The organism is Peribacillus sp. SIMBA_075 (assembly GCF_046534585.1).
Genome location: NZ_JAWRYN010000012.1, coordinates 59,055 through 79,445, shown reverse-complemented (window position 1 = coordinate 79,445; position 20,391 = coordinate 59,055). Strand labels below are relative to the sequence as shown.

Annotated in this window: 7 protein-coding genes; 1 reads left to right on the top strand and 6 read right to left on the bottom strand. The window is 36.8% G+C overall.

What is annotated here, in order from left to right; translation table 11 throughout:
- Positions 1-599: 599 nt before the first annotated feature.
- The gene (locus tag SB775_RS11640) at positions 600-1,991 is read left to right on the top strand and encodes a hypothetical protein (RefSeq protein WP_410861689.1); all 1,392 of its coding nucleotides are present in this window, start codon (positions 600-602) and stop codon (positions 1,989-1,991) included.
- A 465-nt stretch (positions 1,992-2,456) separates the two neighbouring features.
- Here SB775_RS11640 and SB775_RS11635 read toward each other — a convergent pair whose 3' ends face one another.
- From SB775_RS11635 to SB775_RS11610, 6 genes are all read right to left on the bottom strand, one after another.
- Positions 2,457-3,473 (bottom strand): alpha/beta hydrolase, encoded by a 1,017-nt coding sequence (locus SB775_RS11635; RefSeq protein ID WP_410861688.1) that lies wholly within the window; start codon positions 3,471-3,473, stop codon positions 2,457-2,459.
- A 483-nt stretch (positions 3,474-3,956) separates the two neighbouring features.
- Entirely contained in the window at positions 3,957-4,688 is a 732-nt protein-coding gene (locus SB775_RS11630; RefSeq protein WP_410861687.1) for a thioesterase II family protein, read from the bottom strand.
- A gap of 24 nt (positions 4,689-4,712) precedes the next feature.
- Entirely contained in the window at positions 4,713-7,619 is a 2,907-nt protein-coding gene (locus SB775_RS11625) for a non-ribosomal peptide synthetase (RefSeq protein WP_410861686.1), read from the bottom strand.
- The gene (locus tag SB775_RS11620; RefSeq protein WP_410861685.1) at positions 7,616-15,292 is read right to left on the bottom strand and encodes an amino acid adenylation domain-containing protein; all 7,677 of its coding nucleotides are present in this window, start codon (positions 15,290-15,292) and stop codon (positions 7,616-7,618) included. The genes SB775_RS11625 and SB775_RS11620 overlap by 4 nt, the downstream gene beginning before the upstream one ends.
- 79 nt (positions 15,293-15,371) lie before the next feature.
- Positions 15,372-20,090 carry an amino acid adenylation domain-containing protein gene (locus SB775_RS11615; RefSeq protein ID WP_410861684.1) on the bottom strand — a complete coding sequence of 1,573 codons (4,719 nt, stop codon included), beginning with the start codon at positions 20,088-20,090 and terminating at the stop codon, positions 15,372-15,374.
- A gap of 26 nt (positions 20,091-20,116) precedes the next feature.
- Positions 20,117-20,383, bottom strand: a complete 267-nt coding sequence (locus SB775_RS11610; protein ID WP_061461678.1) for a phosphopantetheine-binding protein — start codon at positions 20,381-20,383, stop codon at positions 20,117-20,119.
- Between the last annotated feature and the right edge of the window lie 8 nt (positions 20,384-20,391).

The window sequence follows — 20,391 nt, the reverse complement described above, 5'->3', positions numbered from 1 at the left end:
GGTTACCACTTTTGTGGGAGAACAATAATATATGTGTCGCCAATCAAATCCATTTATAATTCATCCTCTTTTTTATGCAGCAAACAAATAGTCTTTTTAGACTTCTTGAATTTATATCATCCCGACCCGGATTATATCCTTCGAATATAGTTCCTGTAGAATCCAAGTGAGATTGCCTATTGGACCTTTTTTGACAGTGACAATTGCAGCCTTAGTCTTAGTCCCATTTTCCATACACATATCAAGGTTTTTTTTTGGACTCCTTATTAAGTTCTTTTTTAGAGCTTTAATAAGTACTGATTTTGTTTCAATACCATAAAACCCATTCGTAACAAGACATTATTTATAACGATTTTTACGTTTTTTGAGGTGGACCTGACTTTTTCATTTCCCTGTTCGAAGGTTTGGTATCCTCTTTATAATCAGATTACACAAGAAAAAATACTCTGGCCAAATAATCAGGTTGTTGCTTCCTGAACTAGGCACTTTACATCATAAGTGAAAATAAAGTAAATAAGCCTTTAAATTTATGAAACAACTCACCCCCCCATACCTCCCTCATAATCTGTAACTAGGCATATTATGAGGGGGGACGGATCATGGAGATGGAATTAACGGCACTCCATTGGATTTATGTTGTATTTATTGCATTGATAATCGGGTTTATGGTAAAACGTCGTGATACTACCCTCATCTGCATAATTGGAATTTTTCTTTTGGTTTTAGTGGCTACAGGCAGTTTAGCCTCATCCATAAGCGGGATATTCAACAGCTTCATTTTTGCAATCACGGAACTAATGCCCACGATATTAATCATTTCAATCATAGTCGCCATGAGCACGGTTTTAACGAATTCCGGCATTAACGATGTCATGATCGCACCATTTGCGAAATTCATTAAAAATCCTACACTTGCCTTTTGGATTATCGGGATCGTCATGATGATCATATCCTGGTTTTTCTGGCCATCACCGGCCGTTGCCTTACTTGGGGCGGTCCTGCTTCCCGTTGCATTACGTGCTGGTTTACCTGCGTTAGGCGTGGCGATGGCGATGAACCTTTTTGGTCATGGAATTGCATTATCAGGGGATTTCATCATTCAAGCTGCACCTAAACTAACGGCGGATGCCGCTTCTATCCCAGTCGGTGATGTCATCGCTGCGAGCATTCCTCTTGTCATTACAATGGGCGTCGTCACCACCCTCTCCGCCTTTATCCTTTTAAAGCGTGATATGAAACTTGGCAGAATCAAGGCGGCAGATAATGAAGGGATCGTCCAAGATCAAACATTCAGTGAAGACCTGCTCACACTGGCACAAAAGAAGTTTTTTGCCGTCTTCATTCCAATCGCATTTCTGTTAGATGTTGTGGCATTGTCGATTTTGAAGCTGCAAGGCGGGGATGCCACGGCGTTGGTAGGCGGTACAGCCGTTTTCATTTTGCTGATTTTATCCCTTGTCGCTCATAAACAACAAGGACTTGAAAAATCAACGGCCTATTTGATTCAGGGGTTTCAATTTGGCTTCAAAGTATTCGGACCCGTCATTCCAATCGCTGCATTCTTCTATTTAGGTGATTCTGGCTTCAATCAGATCATCGGTGCCTATTTACCAAAAACTTCTCTCGGCATCGTCAATGATCTCGGTGCCGCCTTAGCGGCTTCCGTTCCTTTAACGAAAGAAATAGCCGCCGTCACATTAACGGGAATCGGTGCCATCACTGGCTTGGATGGATCGGGCTTCTCAGGCATTTCTTTAGCGGGATCGGTTGCCAAACTATTTGGAACGGCAATCGGAGGCGGAACCGCCACATTGACCGCCCTTGGGCAAATAACCGCGATTTGGGTTGGCGGAGGCACCCTGATTCCATGGGCATTGATCCCAGCCGCTGCAATTTGTAACGTCAGTCCTTTTGAACTTGCACGCCGGAACCTGCTGCCGGTAACAATTGGTTTAGTAGTCACTACAATAGTCGCGATGATTATCATTTAGCTTAATGTACTCCTGTGTTCCTAAACAGGGTAGATTGATTTTAAATAATCCTAAATCGATCGACATAGCGGATGATTATCGATAAATTACGATATCTTACTTGAATCTCATCCCCCATGTTAAGCTTAAAATAGAGTTGATAAGCGTGAGAGCTAATGCTCTAAATATGCAACTGCATCTATCGAAGACGTATCAACCTACTCTAACAGTTGTAAAGGAATCAAATATTTTCAGTTTATAAGCAATGTTCTCCCCATCTTTCTATTGCTGATTGCTTTCATAACCTCGCTTGTTTATAAAAAAAACGAAATCCCCTCCATTAGTGAAACAGGGGATTTCGTTTTTTAGGTGGCATAAGGATTATCGGACAATACCCCCTAAATGTATAGGGTATAATCAGTTACACAAACATATTAGACTGATAATGCTGAAATACACCGAATTGAATATCATATTGCAAAAAAATCATTCACTATGTTCCTTTAAGAATTGAATGGTTTGCTCAAAAGTTTGTTCAGCATGCGGGATGGTAAAATCAAATTGGTATTCATGACCTAAGTCCGTATTTGTTCCATCAAATAGAACACTTTCTATTTCCACTCCTTGTTTTTCAAGAACGTCTATAAGTTCTGCTGATTGTGATGCTAATGGATCCGCATCTCCAACTGTCAAAAAGGTAGGAGGGTAATATGGTGTTATATGTTTAACTGTAGACATCTCATTCAGTCTAGAGAAAGCTTTATAATCCTTTTTCCCTGTATATGCCCAAAACACCGAGTCGATCCCCTTCTTTATCACCGGCGAAGACTGGGTACCCATTTCGTCCATGTTATAAATCCCACAATATAAAAGTGCACCTTTTAACTGTTCTTTATCAATTGAAGGTTGAATATCCATTGACCTTGCGAGTGCTTCATTCGTTATTAACGCAACGGTTTGACTAGCGATTTGCGCACCAGCTGAGTCCCCCCCGATAAATAGTTTATTCATATCACCACCGTATTTTGCGATATTCTCCTGTAAAAACTTGAGGGCTTGGTTGGCTTGCAGAATTGGACCGGGATATTTTTGTCCTGGTGCAATCGCATAGTTTATATTTGCCACGACATATCCCTCATTGGCTAATGCCATTCCATATTCTTTTGTTTGCTCCTTACTGCCTGATACAAAAGCACCTCCGTGTATCCACATGATAACGGGGAGTGGCTTATTCATATTTTTGGGATAATAAATATCTAAAATACTATTATCCATTCCATGCTTATCATAAGTTAAATCTTTTTCGACATGAACCTGTTCTGTAATGATCTCCATGTTTTTAGGAGATGCAAAAGAATCTGCTTCGAAAAGCTGCTTGATCATAAAGGTATTAAGTACCGGTGTGAATTTCCCTATTATTAATACAAGGATAATTGGAATGATCATGATAGAGATGGGAATCATCCATCGTTTTTTCTTATAAAATTTGGTTGTTGTTATCAATTGCGTCAACCCTTCTTTATCTTTCTAATTAAACATGAAAATCCGTAAAGAGATCCATTCTTTCAAAAAAACTATTTGGAGCATTTTTTTTGCTTCATATTCTTTATATCAAAGGTAAATTTTTCGTACCGTTATGAGTCAATGTTTAATCATATCCCCCAACGTACTGGCTGAAAATAATAATATCAACCAATGATAATTGTTCACCCTTTAACTTTAGAGACTTTAGCTGCTCCAATTCGAGACTTACATGATAAATACATGATTTCAATTAATAGTGTCTAGCCCATTAATAACCAGCTTAAAAACCAAAGTCACATTATAGCTTAGATAGAACAAAAGGACCCAAAAGTGGCTGAAATCATTTCATCTTTAAAATCTGGATATAATCCATAATTCTAGAGTCATGATCCGAACACTTTTGGGTCCTATTCTTTTTACATTAATCATTCCTAATCCGAGTACACAAATAACTGCATATACCTAAATCAGAATTTCACAACGACTTCTTAGTAAATACTCTTGAATGATTTTTAATACAATATCTTGGTTTTGCTTTAAATAGAAATGATCTCCCTTTAACATATGCAATCCTTCAATATGTTCAATGTATTCATTCCAGCTTTCCATACTTTCCTTCGTCACGGAATCCTCTGAGCCCAATAGCAAAACTGCTTTATTTCCCACCTTTTTTTTACGTTTATTTTCATCGTGGTAGTTGGCTAAAACATTTAAATCCGATTGTATTATCGGCAGGAATAATGTCATGAAATCTTCCGTTTCTAAGAGCTCCTTGTTCGTTCCCCCGATTTTTTTCAGTGATTGTTTTAAATTATTTGAATTAGAACAATCGATTTGATCTACTTTATAATCTGGGGACGATTTACTTGAAATGAATAAATGCTCTACTTTATTGCCATATCTCCCTTCTAATTTTGCCGCAATTTCATAGGCTACTATCGCACCCATGCTATGTCCAAACAAAGAGATGTTTTCCAATGCTTGAATTTGATATTTCCTTTCCATTTCTTCCATTAGGCTATCCGTCAGATCAGTCATATGGTCACGCAATGGTTCACTATATTTACTGCCATGTCCAGGGTATTCCAACGGGACTACCTCTATCACATCGTCATCAAATTTCCACTCTCTATAAAAAGATGCACTTCCCCCAGCATAAGGGAAACAAAAAAGTGTTTTCTTCAGTCCTTTCATCCCCCTTCTCCAGTTCAATAAAGATTATTTCAACATGAACTTCATAAAGTTTTCCACATACCTTGAATCAATTTCCGGCATTTTCATTGATAGCCATTCCATATCCTTCTTGGTTTTGGATTGAAGGATTTCCGACTCTTTTAATTTTGTTGATTCATCAATTAACTGGGACAAAGCACTTAATGAATGAATCTCATTAGATTGTGTCTTTTCCTTTAAAGATTGTAACCATTCTTGCAAATCCATATTGGAGTAAGGTATATTATTTTTTTCGAAGAAGGAGGTCACGAATTCACTTGAAACCCTCTGATCATTGAACATGTGATAGATTCCGAGTTTCTGATTCTCATTCAATCTTGATATTTTATACATAAACTCACTTACAAAGTCGACTGGCATCAATTCAAAATGAATTTCCTCTTTAAATGGCAATATCCTTTGTTCAATAAATGATTCAAAAACCTTGTACAGCATATCCTTCTCGTTCCAAACCCCGTTTAGTGAATTAGATGAAATCCGGCCTAATCGGAAAATATCGATTGTCAATCCATATTCCCTTGCTTCAAGAAGCAGTTTCTCTGCTACCCATTTGGACTGGCTGTACCCGATCATTAAATCTGGGGAGTAAACCAATTCGTCTTCCTCATCCCATTTCCTTTCGCCGGTCAATACAGAAAGCGTTGAGGCATAATAGATGTTTTTCCGAGTGTATGATGAAGCAAACTTAATGATCTCCACTACACCATCCACATTTGAAACTTTTGATTTACTATACGGCTCGAAGAAGTTCGTTTCGGCACCGACATGATATACATGGGAAACATCATTGCTTAATTTCTCATATGTCATATCATCCAAACCGAATTGATGTTTACTAAAATCGCCTTCAATTACAACGATTCGGCTTTCGAACTCATCCTGCCAAAGACCATATTTCGTTAAAGTATCTTTCAATCTATTTCTTGAAGGAAATCTAACCAAACAATATATTTTGACATTTTCCAATTCCCGTAACAATTTGTTTAATAGATGGGCTCCTAAAAACCCTGTTCCACCAGTAATCATCATATTCTTTTCAAATTGAACTGGTTTAGTGCATATTTTCCTTATTTTCTCCATAAGCGATCGATCGAGTGTGGAGTCCTTCTCCATCAGAGCTTCCATACTGCCAGATGAATCAATTTCAAGTGCACCAACAAATTTATTCACTGTGTTATTTTCCAATAAAATCTGTAAAGTAGCTTCAGGAAGTACAGTTTCCTTCATTATATAGACCAGTTTGGTAGCTAAAATGGAATGACCTCCATTTTCAAAGAAATTGTCGTCTAATCCTAAACTTTGATTTCCTAATATATTTCTCCAAATCTCCAATACTTCTTTTTTCTTTCCATTTTCTTGATTGGCTAAAAAAATCTCATTTTGCATGATATCCATTTCCAATAATTTCGCCTTATCCACTTTACCGTTGGCATTAAGCGGAAAATCATCCACTCTGACAAAAAAGTGTGGAATCATATAATTCGGCAATTCATTGCCCAGATAATCTTTAATATCCTTTTCAGCATTTTTCGCGTTTTCATCCTTCTGTTTGTAATACGCGATAACATAATTCTCATCATTGATGTTTTTAACTGCTACTACTGAACTTTCAACCTTCATGTACTTATCAAGCTTATCTTGAATTTCATTCAGTTCTATTCTAAAGCCGCGAATTTTCACTTGACTGTCTTTTCGTCCTTTGTAAAGGATCTCACCATTATTTAACCGGATGCCATGATCACCTGTTTTATACCACTTCGTTTGATTCAAATCATCCATGATCAAAGCTTGTTCTGTTAATTGTGGCTGATTTAAATAGCCTCTCATGACCCCTTGACCGCCAATGTGGATTTCACCTATTTCGCCATCGCCTACCTCAACTTGTTCTTCAGATAAAATCCTGATTTCGACATTGGTCAATGGCTTTCCAATGGGAATAACATCTACATCCTTATCTGCGACTTCATGACAAATGGCAAAGGTTGTGCATTCAGTTGGTCCATACCCATTAATCAAGGAAAAATGACCAATTGCCTGCTTCAATCTTTTGACATGGGAAATCGAGATTTTATCTCCTCCAACCACAATTTTCTTTAATCCTTCAAAAATTAATGGATCCTCATCAACCATTGCATTGAAAAGACCTGTCGTAAAAAAAGCTACATCCACCTTTCCAACCGATATCGCTTCTTTCCAATCATCAAAAGAAGTGAACTCATTCGTCATCAGGAATAATGTTGCTCCATTTAATAACGCTCCCCATATCTCAAAAGTTGCGGCGTCAAAGCAAGGGTTGGAAAATTGAGCCACTCTATTATTTTCGTTTATTTCAAGTATTTCAGAGTTCAATACTAAATTGACTACGCTTCTTTGTTCTATCATTACGCCTTTTGGTTTTCCAGTCGTTCCAGATGTATAAATAACATACGCTAGACCATTCTCTGAAGAACGGTTCACAGGCGTGTGCCCTTCCCTGCTCAGTTCTTTAATCTCAAATGGAATTGGTTCAATATCCAATTCACTGAGCTTCCCTTCATGATCATTAAATGATAAGAAGAACTCCATATCCGTATCCTCAAGCATATATTCCAATCTTTTTAATGGGTATTTTTCATCTATTGGAACATAGCAACAGCCAGACTTTATAATGGCAAGCATCCCTACGATCAGTTCAATGGACCTTTTGCTTGGAATCCCGATCATCGTTTCTTCTTGAATTCCCATGTCAATGATCCTTTTGGCAAGATTATTTGAGAGAATATCTAATTCTTTATAAGTTATTTGCCGTTCATTATCATAAAGTGCCGCTTTTGATTGATTATCCCCCGCCATTTTTTTAAAAGCTTCAGTTATTGACATCAATTTATTCGTCGTCATCGATTTACTTATCATCGGGCCCCAACTTTCAAGTGATTTATTAATTTACCAATAGATAGTGTTTCATCTTTTGTTAGATTTAAGAATATTTCTTGCATGGAATCCATAAAACTTAAAATTTCATTTTCATCGAATTTATTGTTTTTATAAATGATTTTATAATGCAACTTTGATTGCACTACAGCTGCAGAGAACGTAAGATCGAAATTAGTTGATTCACTTCCAACTGAACTTTCGATCATGATTGGCGAATCATCTGCCAGTTCTGCGCCCGGATAATTTTCGAATACAAATATATGTTGAAATAAATCCCTATCCCATGGAATTTCAGCGTATCGCTTTATATCCGTAAGTGAACTGAACTCATACTCTCTCATTTGTAATTGCTTGTTTTGAATAGCGGTGAAATAGGATTGTAAATCATCCTCCCAATCGATTTTCAAAGAGAATGGAAGGGTATTGATCAATAAGCCTACAGCTGATTCGATATGCGGAATGCTGAGGTTCCTTCCTGAGCTTGTCACCCCATAACATACTGAGTTGCTTTCACTAAGGTAAGATAGAACGATTCCCCAAACTCCTTGAACAACGGTATTAATTGTTTTTCTATGCCGCTTGGATAACTCTATCAATTCTTCAGTAAGCTCTTCAGGTAAGCTATATTCAACTACTTTATCCGATGTAAAAGCTTCCTTATCCGTTTTCTTACTCACCAGTTCTTTTACTTGTTCGAAATCGCTCAACTCTTTGTTCCAGAAAGCTGCTTCTTCCTGTTTATTAATATTTCTTACATGGTTCATGACTTGTTTATAAGCATACTTATGTTCATCACTGTCTTTTAAAGTACTGGATGGATTTCGATAATTATCCAGAAAATGATTAATGACGATTTGCAGGCTCCAGCCATCTATTAAAGCATGATGATGTGTCCAGATGAATTTAAAACGATGATCCGTTAGCTGAATTAAGGTGATGTTCATGAGCGGCCCATTCTCTAAATCCGTTTGTCTGCTCCTGCTTTGTTCTAAAAGATTTTCTATCTTGGATTCTGACTCGTCTACACTAATCATCGTTAGATTCACATGATTAAACACATAATAAATATCATTGAGTATGATTTGATAACGGTCCCCCAATTGATTGCGCCTGAAAACCGATCTTAGGACGTCGTATTTTCTGCAAGTATCATTCCAGGCTTCTTCTAATTTATCCAGATCAAGATCGCCTATTAAGTCGATGGATAGCTGCGAGATATATTCAGGACTTTGAGTTACTTCGCTATGGAATAACATCCCTTCTTGAAGTGATGTCACTGGGTAAATTTCTTCAATGTTATTAAACTTATTAATGAAATGCTTAATTGTACTTCCATCAACTATTTCCTCTGATTCAAAATCCGTTTCGATAATAGAGTCATTCAAATCTGCACTTCCGCTTAAAACTTTGTTTAATTGTGCTTCAACTTCTTTACATATCATTTGGAAGTTTTCATTGTTGCTATCCCCGATAATATTCAGCATGAGTCTATTGTTTACGATGCTAGCGACAAAATTGAGTTTATATGGAAATTTGTAGTTCAAATCGATATTGCTGCTATTGGTTTGTTGCATATCACCTGTATTATTAAACTGACCTAGATAGTTGTAACTCACAAGGCTTTCTGGATAACGATAATCCCGAGTGGAAATATACTTTAGGATTCCAAAGTCAAACCCTTTGTTCGGCACACTTCTTATTATGTTCTTCGTATTTCTCAGTGTAGATCCCAAAGACGCCCTTCCTTCAATCCTTACTGGATAGATGGAGGTGAACCACCCTACCGTCCTTGAAAGATCAACGCCTTCCTCAATATCCTCTCGACCATGTCCTTCTAAATCGAGCCAAAATTCATTGATTCCCATACGATTGGAAAACACCTGGGCGATAACTGATAATAAAACTTCATCAATCGTCGTTTTATGTTTTCTTAATGTATTTTTAATGAGGTTTTGTGTTTGATCCTCATCCACTTCTATTTTGTACATGTTTTCAAAATCACACGTTTCTCCTAAGCTTTTCGTCAGCGGAGAAACGGGAGTATTCATTTCCTTTTCCCAATATTGAACGGCTTCTTCCGATAGGTCAGTGTTCTGATATTCGTTTAGTTTCTCGGACCATTGTTTATAAGAAGTCGTTTTTAAAGGAAGTGATAGTTCTTGTTCATTCTTCATCTGCTGATAACATCTTTCGAAATGTTCAAGAAGTATCCTCCATGAAACACCATCAACTACGAGGTGGTGAGTCACCCAAAAGATCCTTACCTCCCTTTGATCCCTGAAAAGAAGAAACTTCATCATGGGGCCAATGTGTATGTTTAAACTTTGTTGGGCGTTTTCTTCTAGCTCCTTAATTTCCTTCAAACTATTTTCATCTTTAAAACTTGAAACATTATACTCATAAAAACCGCATGCTGTATCAGCATCCCCAATATTCCCTATATATGAATCACCATGTTTTTCAAATAATGTCCTTAATACGTCGTGCTGATCAATTAATTTCATGATGATTTTTTTAAATTGTTCAGTTGATAATGTATTATCCTTCATTAATACTACGGACTGATTCCAATGATGGATATTCTCATGATTTTCATTAAAAAACCATGATTGAATAGGCGTTAACGGGACATAACCTGATATTGTTTCTTGAACCACTTGGTTTTGCTCCAATTCATTCACAATATTCCCCAACTCGCGGACCGTTTGGTATTCAAATAAATCTTTAGGAGTTATAAATAAATCTTTTTCTTTTGCAGCAGAGCATATTTGAATACTGATGATTGAATCACCGCCACATTCAAAGAAGTTATCATCCGGGCCTATAGTGGGATCATTTAAAACGTTTCTCCATATTGTCAGAAGCGCTGTTTCAGTTTTGGACAATTCTTGCACATCCAGCACTTTTCCCTTCCGCTCGTCTATCTGTTCCGTCCATTTCGGCAGGGATTTCCGATCAACTTTCCCATTCGGCGTCAAAGGAAATTTATCCAGTTGCATAAAATGAGCAGGAATCATGAATGCAGGCAGTGTTTCTTTCAATCGTCTTCTGATTGATTCTATCGAAACCACATCACTCACCGTATAATAAGCAATTAGCCTTTTATTCTCAAATTCATCTTCCAATACCGTTACATAACTATCCTTGATTTCTTCCATCATTCGTAAGGAAACATTAACCTCCGATAGTTCAACCCGGTATCCCCTTATTTTCACTTGATCGTCCGCTCTGCCTATATAGACTAATTCCCCAGCTTTGTTATGCTTAACTAAATCCCCGGTTCTATATACTTTTTCTGCAGGGTTGAATGGATTGGCGATGAACTTTTCATTTGTCAGGCTCTCATTATTCAAATATCCCCTTGCTAACCCAATTCCTCCAACGTATAGTTCACCAACCGATCCTGCCGGAACTAGTTTCCGGTTTTCATCCAAAACAAGTACAACTGTGTTAGTCAGAGGCTTCCCAATTGAAACAACGAATTCATTCGCTATCTCTTCATTCGGAGGAAATAGTTTAAAACTTGTACACACCGAATATTCTGTAGGCCCATAGGCATTAAAAAACGATATATGTTTAAACTTTGAAACGAGCTCAAATGGACATTCAGAACCTGCAGATCCCAGTACTTTAATACTGTTCAATTCCGTGATTGGCAGTTCCTTCAACACGGCAGGCGGTAAAATGATATGGGAAATTCCTTCTCCCTTAATTTGTTCAACAAGTTTACTCATGTCAAATTGATTTTCTTTATCCACACTTATATGCAGTTCGGCACCAAATAAAAGTGAGCTAAAAACCTCAATGACGGATGAATCAAAATTAAATGTAGCGAATTGCAACACTCTAGCTGATGTGTCTAAACACATCATTTTATTTTGGTTATACACTAAGTTAATGATTCCTCTATGTTCTAACATGACTCCTTTTGGTCTGCCTGTCGTTCCCGAAGTATAAATGACATACGCTAGATTTCTCTGATCCGGAATGTGAAGATTGGCGTCCATTAACAGATCCGATTCTTTTTCAATATCTTCAAAATATATTATTTTAGCTGAATCGATCAATTCATTCACACCGAGTTCTTTGTGACTCAAACAATAGGAAATGGACGAATCTTGGACCATATAGCTTAATCGCTCATTAGGATAATGAGGATCCAATGGAACATACGCAGCTCCAGCTTTAATTACTGCCAACATCCCGGTAACCATATCAATTGATCGATTCACATAAATTCCGATTCTTTCTTCTGTAGAAATTCCCCTGCTTATTAAATGGTGTGAAAGACGATTGCTCTTATGATTCAATTCGCGATATGTAATGGTTCTGGGACCATCAACAATGGCTACCTTATCAGGAAATCTCTCAACAATTTTATAGAATGCTTCTGGGATTGTATCATCGATCCCCTCAAACTGAACGGTTTCTCCCTGCCATTCTTCCAATAATACTTTCTCCTGCTTCTTACTCACTACAGATACTTGGTCAATGTATCGTTCAGGCTCGTATGTAATTGTCCGAATCCACTCCAAGAAATTTTCACCTAATAATCGAATGGTTTGTTCATTGAAAATACCTGAATTATACTCAAAAGCGAATAAAAGTTTATCTTCATATTCTTCCGCAGCTAAACTCAAATCGAATTTTGCTACCTTTGATTTTATTACTTCAGGCGTTATCTTTATGTATTCACTTTCAAATGCAGCTTTAGCATTATTTTGTAAAATGAAGACGGTTTGAAATAAAGAAGTGGTTACTAAATTTCTTTCAGGGTTAATGACTTCAACAATTTTCTCCAATGTCATTTGCTGATGATCATAGATGTCAATGATATGATTTGTATTTCTTTGAAGAATCTCTTCAAATGTTTCCCCGGGTCCCAGCTTTAATCTAAAGGGGAGTGTATTGACAAAATAACCTATCGATTTCCCTGTTCCTTCAATCATTCGATTCGCCAAAGGACTTCCGACAATGATATCGTTTTGACCTGTATATTTTGCTAGAAAAGACTGGTACATCGTTAGAAGTGTCATGAATAATGTCGAGTTTTTTTCAATGGACATCCGCTTTAAACCTTGGAGCTCTTCCCTTGTTAGCTCCACTATAAAACTACTGCCATCGTTGCGATTTTCTTTTGTACGCATAGAATCTATAGGAAGCTCCAATTTAGGTAATTCCCCAGATAAGTTTGTTTCCCAAAATAGCGTTTCTTCTTTAATGTTACTTTCCAACCAGCTTTTTTGCTCAATGGCAAAATCCTTATATTGTGTAAAGTCGTTTCCAAGGTTAAGTTCCTTTTCATTCACTTCACTGTCATAAAATGATAACCATTCATCTAAAAATATACTCACTGACCATCCATCAAAAACAAAATGGTGGAGATTCACAAATAAAACAGACTCATTTTCACTCAATTTAACAAGTTTCAATGTCAAGAGAGGACCTTTTTCAAGTTCAAAGATTTCCGATTGGACGTCATCTTCAATTTGCAGCAAACGGGTCGTTTGCTGTTCTGCCTTTAATTCAGAGAGGTCCATTTCATTTATTTTAATGTACAAATCTTCCTTAATTTCTTGATAGCCTTTACCGTCCTTTTCATGCACGATGGTCCTTAAGATTTCATGTCTATCGATGACATGGTTGACGGCTTTTTCCAGGAGTGAAGTATCTACTTTGCCAGTAATTTTATATTTCTGAGGAATGTTATAATTGGTTGTTTTACCATTGAGTTTTTCGTTGAACCACAAAGCCTCTTGGTTACTGGATAAAACATGATTTTCCGTTTGGATTTCTTTGTGCTCACTGTCAGTATCTGAAATTCGAGTCATGATGAAGGCCGTCAACGAATCGATCGTTGAATTTTGAAAAATATTTTTCAAAGTTAGAATTTGGTTGTATTCTTTATTTAACTTTGTCAATAACTTCATGGCTAATATCGAGTGACCGCCCATTTCAAAAAAATCGGCATCTTTTTCGATTTGACTTGTTGATAAGACTTCCAAAAATGTCTTTTCTACAAATGATGAAACTAATTGCGTTTCATCTTTAGGAGATGTAATCACTTCTGGAAAGATCTTATGACTTAGCAATTTTAATGTGGGATTTTCAAATAAATCAGTCAATTTCATATTCGCATCAAGTCGTTTATTCACCTTAGATACCAATTTCATGGCTGTTATCGAATGCCCGCCCAATTGAAAGAAGTCACCATTAATCTCAGTATTCAAGAAAAACTCTTGCCATATTTCTTTAAGTTCTTGATTAACCGATGCCGAAGTGATCGAATGGTCACTTGTTGCATGAAAGTCATTACCTACATTATTCTTTAGTTTTGAAAAATCAACATCGACATATATTTCGTCAATTTGCTGTGCTTTTGTAATTTGATGGGCAATCTGCATGAAGGCTTTTTGGATATCATTAACTAGTGAATGCTCTAAGAAGCAGCGATTAAAATACAATTTGCATTTAATGGTTTCTTTATTATCCTGGGCTTGTAATGATAACGGAAAGCTATGTGATTCTTTTCCGCCTTCAACTTCCCAGTTGATACTATTGCCTTCATTTTTAGCTTCCGGATAATTCTCATAAACAAATAACGTTTCGAAAATCGGATCTTCCTTCTTTAATTTCGTATGCCTTTTGATATCCACTAAAGAAATTTGAGAGTGCTCCAGCATATTGTTTAATGTTTCCTGGAACCGTTTCAGTAAATCAGTAACGCTGTCAGTATCGTTTATTTCAGCTATCATCGGAATCGTATTAATGAGCAACCCGACAATTTCTTCTGATTTGAATAAGTTATTCGACCTGCCAGAGCTCACAATTCCAAAGACTATTCGGTTTTGGTTGGACATTTCCTTTAGCACGATCGACCATATTAACTGCAATAATACATTAACCGTTACATGGTTTTTAGCGGCAAATTCTCTTAAAAGTTCACTCTGTTTTTTATCCAGCTCCCAAAATAGATCATTTTCCTGCCGGTTTTCCTTCACAGATTTCAGAACGGGGAATGTGATTGTCGGCTGCTCAATATCCTTTGCTAGCTCTTTCCAAAAACGTTTTAGATCTTCAGCATCAATTTTATTCATATATCGGATAAAATCTCCATATTGCTTTGGCTTTTCAATAAGCCGTTTTGAGTCCTTTCCTACAATTCGGCTGTAAATAACAAAGAGCTCATCGATGACTATGCTGGTACTCCAGCCATCCAAAATTATATGGTGATGAGTCCAAATCAAGATATGCTGATTTTCTTCAATTCTCACTAACTGGAGTTTCATCAAATTGGAGTTATTCACTTCCATCTGCTGGAATTTTGATGTCACTCTCTGAATTTCATTTAATTGATCATGTTTACTCAACTCCGTCATATCTATTATTTCTGGTTGATAGTCCATTGCATTGAATACAACCTGAACATTATTTTCAATATTTTTAGAGATGACCTTCATTCTTAATGCTTCATGACGTTCTACAACCTGACTCCATGCTTGGAATAATGCATTTACGTCAAGTGCGCCCGTTATCCTGATTCGCATTTGAGAAATGTAAAGGTTCTCAGCTGTATTGTTCATCTCCAGTTCGTAGAGGATTCCTTCTTGAAGCGGAGTTAATGAGTAGATATTCTGAATAGATTTCTCCAATTTAGCGCCTCCCGATTCCATTATCGTTGTGTTCCATCCTATCTACTGACTTCTTCTTTCTATTAAATGAGTATTCACATTATTTATTAGAATTCAATATATGAAACAGATCTTCCTCAGTAAGCATTGCATCTGGAAAATCACTTTCTATTAAAGAACCTTGATCAAATTCAGATCCCTTGATTTCCATCACGACTTTGCCTATGGCTTCTATTAATAAGTTCATTTTTTCTTCAGCTAATTTTGAAATTATTTTTATACTTAGTCTTCCGTCCTGGATCAATGCCAGAAAATGGAGTTTCGGTTTTTGTTCAAATTCACCAAAGTCCTTGCTATTGGATGATTCGAATTGAGAGTCCAACCTACCCAAATAGTTAAAAGTAACGTGGATATCCGGCTCCTGAATGACCCCAGGACTTAAATACTTGATCACACCATAATCAAAACCCTTATTCGGAATTTCCCTTATAGCATTCTTCGTGTTTTTTAAAGTATCATCAAACGTCTTATCTGAATGCAGCAATATTGGATACATCGCAGTAAACCAGCCAACGGTCCGAGTAACATCCATTGTTTCGTCCACCATTTCCCTGCCATGCGCTTCTACTTCTATCCAGAATTTCTTCACTTCAAAAGATTGGTTCAAACTCTTCGCAATTAATGACAACAATACTTCTTCTACAGTCGCTTTAGATTGCCCTGTTAATTCCTGGATCAAAAACTCAGTTTCTTCTTCACCGAATGATTTCTCCACCGTTCTTTCTTGCGTAGCTATAAAGTCTTCCCCTATCATGAAATCCGTTATTTCACTTTTTGTTTTTTGTTCCCAATAACGGAGTGTTTCAGGGTCCATCAACGTTTCCTTGTATTTCTTTAAGAAATTTGACCAGTCTTTAAATGATGAAGTTTTATAGGCGAGTTTCCCTTTTTGATTGTTTAATGCTTGATCATGGAGATGATTGAAATCTTCAAGTAAAATCCTCCAGGAAACTGCATCGATTAATAAATGATGGATTACCCAAAAGAAGCGATACTTGTTCTTTTGTTCTTTTAAAACAAGCATTTTCATGATCGGTCCATTACTTATGTCCAATGAACCTTGAACCGTACTTTCCCATTCATCTCTCGTTCTTATTCGCGTTTCCTCATCTAAATGATGAATATCCTTATAGACTAACTCCCATGTTTTGTGTTCAGAGTCTATATTCCCGATATATTTTTCGTCATGCTTTTCAAATAAGGTCAACAATCCATCATGATGTTCCACGATTTGAGATAGAATACTTTCAATATCCTCCATTAGGGCACAGGAATTTTTACTAAACACAATAGACTGGTTCCAATGATTGATGGAAGTCGTGTGTTCAGCAAAGAACCATTCTTGAATGGGGGTCAATTCCACATTTCCTCTAGTGGCTATTGGTTGAATCATGACTTTATTTTCAGTTTTTGCAACCGCTGCAAGCTCAGCTACCGTTTGATTTTCAAAAATTGATTTTGAACTGATGATTATACTTTCCTGCCTTGCAAGGGAACATATTTGGATGCTCTGAATGGAATCGCCGCCAAGTTCGAAAAAGTTATCTCGGATACTTATGTCATCTACCCCTAAGACATTCTTAAAAATCTGAAGAAGCACTTTCTCATTAAACGTCTTAGGTTCTTCTGATGTATTGATTCTAGTGACTGGTACCGGAAGAATTGCTGAATCAATTTTCCCATTTGCATTTAACGGAAAATTGTCCACTTGCATAAAGAATGAAGGAATCATGTAACTTGGTAATCTCTCTTTTAAAAATACTTTTAAGTGATCGTTATCAACCTGTTGTTTTGATGTGAAATAAGCGATTATTTGTTTATTTAAGTTTGGCTGATCCTGAACCATAATGAATGAGTCACTTACTTGCGGATATGCATTGAGATTGACCAAAATCTCATCAACTTCCACCCGGAATCCTCTTATTTTCACTTGATTATCCTTACGCCCCAGAAAAATCAACTCACCATCGTTCGTGAATTTTGCAAGGTCACCGCTGCGATACAAACGCTTTCCAGCTTTAAAAGGATGTTCAATGAACTTTTCTTTTGTTAAATCATCATTATTCACATATCCAACAGCTAATCCTTCACCACCAATATATATTTCCCCTGCAGCACCTATTGGTACGAGTCTTTGCTCAGGACTTAATAAATAGACGTCAGTATTCAGGATTGGTTTGCCTATCGATACTTTATTATTAGTAGTTTCATTTTTTTCAAACGCTTTAAACATTTCAATCGTGGTCCATACTGAATATTCCGTTGGACCATAGGCATTATAAAAATTTATATTTTGATAGCGCTCCAGCAAAGCTATTGGACATTCAGATCCGGCTGAACCAACGAATTTCACATCAGAATCCTCTATATTCAGCTCTAGTAATACCGCTGGCGGCAATACTAGGTGCGTTAACTTTTCACTTTTGATTTGATTTTCCAATGCGAATAAATCAAACATTTCCTCCTTATTATTCCCGATATGCAGCTCTGCACCATTTAATAGGCTTCCAAAAATCTCATATATAGAAGCGTCAAAATTAAAGGTGGCAAATTGCAATACCTTTGAGGTCACATCAAGCTGTAAGTACTTGTTTTGACTTATTATTAAATTCACTACTCCTCTATGGGATAACATGACGCCTTTAGGTTTTCCTGTCGTTCCGGAAGTATAAATTATGTAAGCTAGATCTGATGGTGTAATCATTTCGGTACAGCATTCGGAATCCATGTAATGTACAGATTCAAGATCTATCACTTTAGCTATCTTTTTAATCGCAGGTACCACAACTTGATTCGTAATGCATATATCCATCTTTGAATCATTGATGATATATTCCAACCGTTCAGCTGGTAGCATGGGATCAAGCGGAACGTATGCACATCCAGCTTTAATGATTCCCAACATGCCGATTACCATCTCAATAGATCTACTAACATGCAGGCCCACTTTATTAGAGCCATTTTCCATATAGTTTCTAAGCAATTTCGCAATCACATTTGACTTTTGATCTAATTCTGAATAGGTAATGGACTTACCATTATCAGCAACGGCTAATTTGTTTGGATGCTTCTTAACGATTCTTTCCAAAATGGAGGTGATCGTCTCATTTTGATGTACATCCGAAACCTCACCTTGCCACTCAAATAACAATTTATTCATTTGATTTTCGTCTAAATAATCCAAATGACAAATGGGCATATTTGTATTGTTACAAATTTGGAATAACCATTTTTCGAAACTCATCATGAGTCTTTCGATTGTTTCCCGTTTGAAAAGCTCATCGGAATACTCGAATTCAAGTATTAGGTCATGAGAACCCTTTACTTTTATAGTTAGATCATAGTTTGAAAAAGGTATTTCGATCTGCTCTTGTTCAAGCGTGAAGAATGAATTGCTAAAATTCCCTTCAAAGCTTTCTTCCATAGCCATAGCTGTTTGGAACAATGGGGATTGGCTTAGATCCCTGTCTGGATTAATGATTTCAACAATTTTTTCAAATGGAAAAGCCTGATGTTCCAATACATCCAAAATCACTTTGCGATTTCGGGTCAAGATTTCATTAAATGATTCCGTAGCTTCCACTGTTAACTTCAGTGGCAGCGTATTGACAAAGCACCCAACTGTCCGGGAAAATTCTTCTTGGCCGCGGTTTGCAACGGTACTCCCAACGATGATTCGATTCTTCCCGGTATACTGACTTAAAAACACTTGATAGGCGGTCATCATAAAAGTATATAAGGTTGTGCCATTCTCCTTTAAAATCCTGTCTATCAATAAACGAAGTTCATCCGTTATAGGCATTTCCAGTCTGTCACCAGAATAAGAAGGTGATTTTGGACGCTGAAAGTCAAATGGAAGTTCTAATGCTTCTTCCTCCCGATCTAAATAACTTTCCCAAAACCTCCTTTGGCTTGGCGTACTTTCCCTGACCCACTCCTTATGCCAGACAGCATAATCTAAATATTGCATGTCCACAGGAGGAATATCACCAACCTTGCCCGTTTGAATCCTTTCATAAATCTCCATTAACTCCTCGAAAAAGGTTACAAACGATACTCCATCAAAAATGATATGGTGAAAATTGCATACTAAATAATACGTTTCTTCCTCAATTCGAAATAGCTTCATATTAAATAACCGATCATTTTCCAGATCAAAACATCTTTCTATTTCTTCAGTAAGATGGGAGGTCACCATTATATTACTGACTTCGGGGCCTACTTCCCGACAGTCCTCATAGGCTATTAAGTTACTGCTGTTTTTTGACAAGAATTGAAGTACTTGATGTTCTTCACCCTTAAAATTGGTTCGTAAAGTTTCATGGCGTTCAATCATGATATCTAATGCCTGTTGTAAGTCACCAATGTCCACTACGCCATTTAAAATGAATTTAAATGGCATATTATAGAGCATTTTCCTATCATCGAGACTGTCAAACAGATACATTCGATCTTGATTATGAGAAAGCATCCCTTCCCTTTTTCCACGTTTATAAGGCTTATTGACCTCGTCTTCTCTCATGCTGAGAAGCATGTCCAGGAAACTTGCCAACCTTTCTATGTTCCATTGACTTGTAATGATTTCAGATGTTAATTGAATACCGAACTCCCGTTTTATCGAAGACAAAAACTCATCCTTTTTTTCATTTGTACTTAGTGATGCATTCATGTCCTCTAATAGTGATATTTTAAGAGGTTCGATGATAATTGAAATCATGTTTAATAGCCTATCTTCCGTTTCACTTATGATCCTGTTCATAGAACATCACCTCAATTCTTTTCCATTCAACTTAACTTATTAATATCGTCCAATTGTTTGATGAGTACAGATAGTTCCTGTATGGTTGATTGTTCGAACAACACTTTGATTGGCAATCTTACTCCCATGTTATTCTTCACCATTTGAATAAATTGCATGGCTAAAAGGGAATTCCCCCCTAAATCAAAGAAATTAGAATCTGTACCAATGGTTTCTTGTTCTAAGATCTCTTTCCAAAATCCAATAAGCTTTTCCTCAATTAACCTTCCCTTGACCGCAATAGTTGTCTCCATATATTTCC

Bases quoted from the DNA above. Each gene is read 5' to 3' on its own strand.
- SB775_RS11625 (WP_410861686.1), bottom strand. From the start codon at position 7,619: ATGATAAGTAAATCGATGACGACGAATAAATTGATGTCAATAACTGAA.
- SB775_RS11640 (WP_410861689.1), top strand. From the start codon at position 600: ATGGAGATGGAATTAACGGCACTCCATTGGATTTATGTTGTATTTATT.
- SB775_RS11630 (WP_410861687.1), bottom strand. From the start codon at position 4,688: ATGAAAGGACTGAAGAAAACACTTTTTTGTTTCCCTTATGCTGGGGGA.
- SB775_RS11615 (WP_410861684.1), bottom strand. From the start codon at position 20,090: ATGAACAGGATCATAAGTGAAACGGAAGATAGGCTATTAAACATGATT.
- SB775_RS11610 (WP_061461678.1), bottom strand. From the start codon at position 20,383: ATGGAGACAACTATTGCGGTCAAGGGAAGGTTAATTGAGGAAAAGCTT.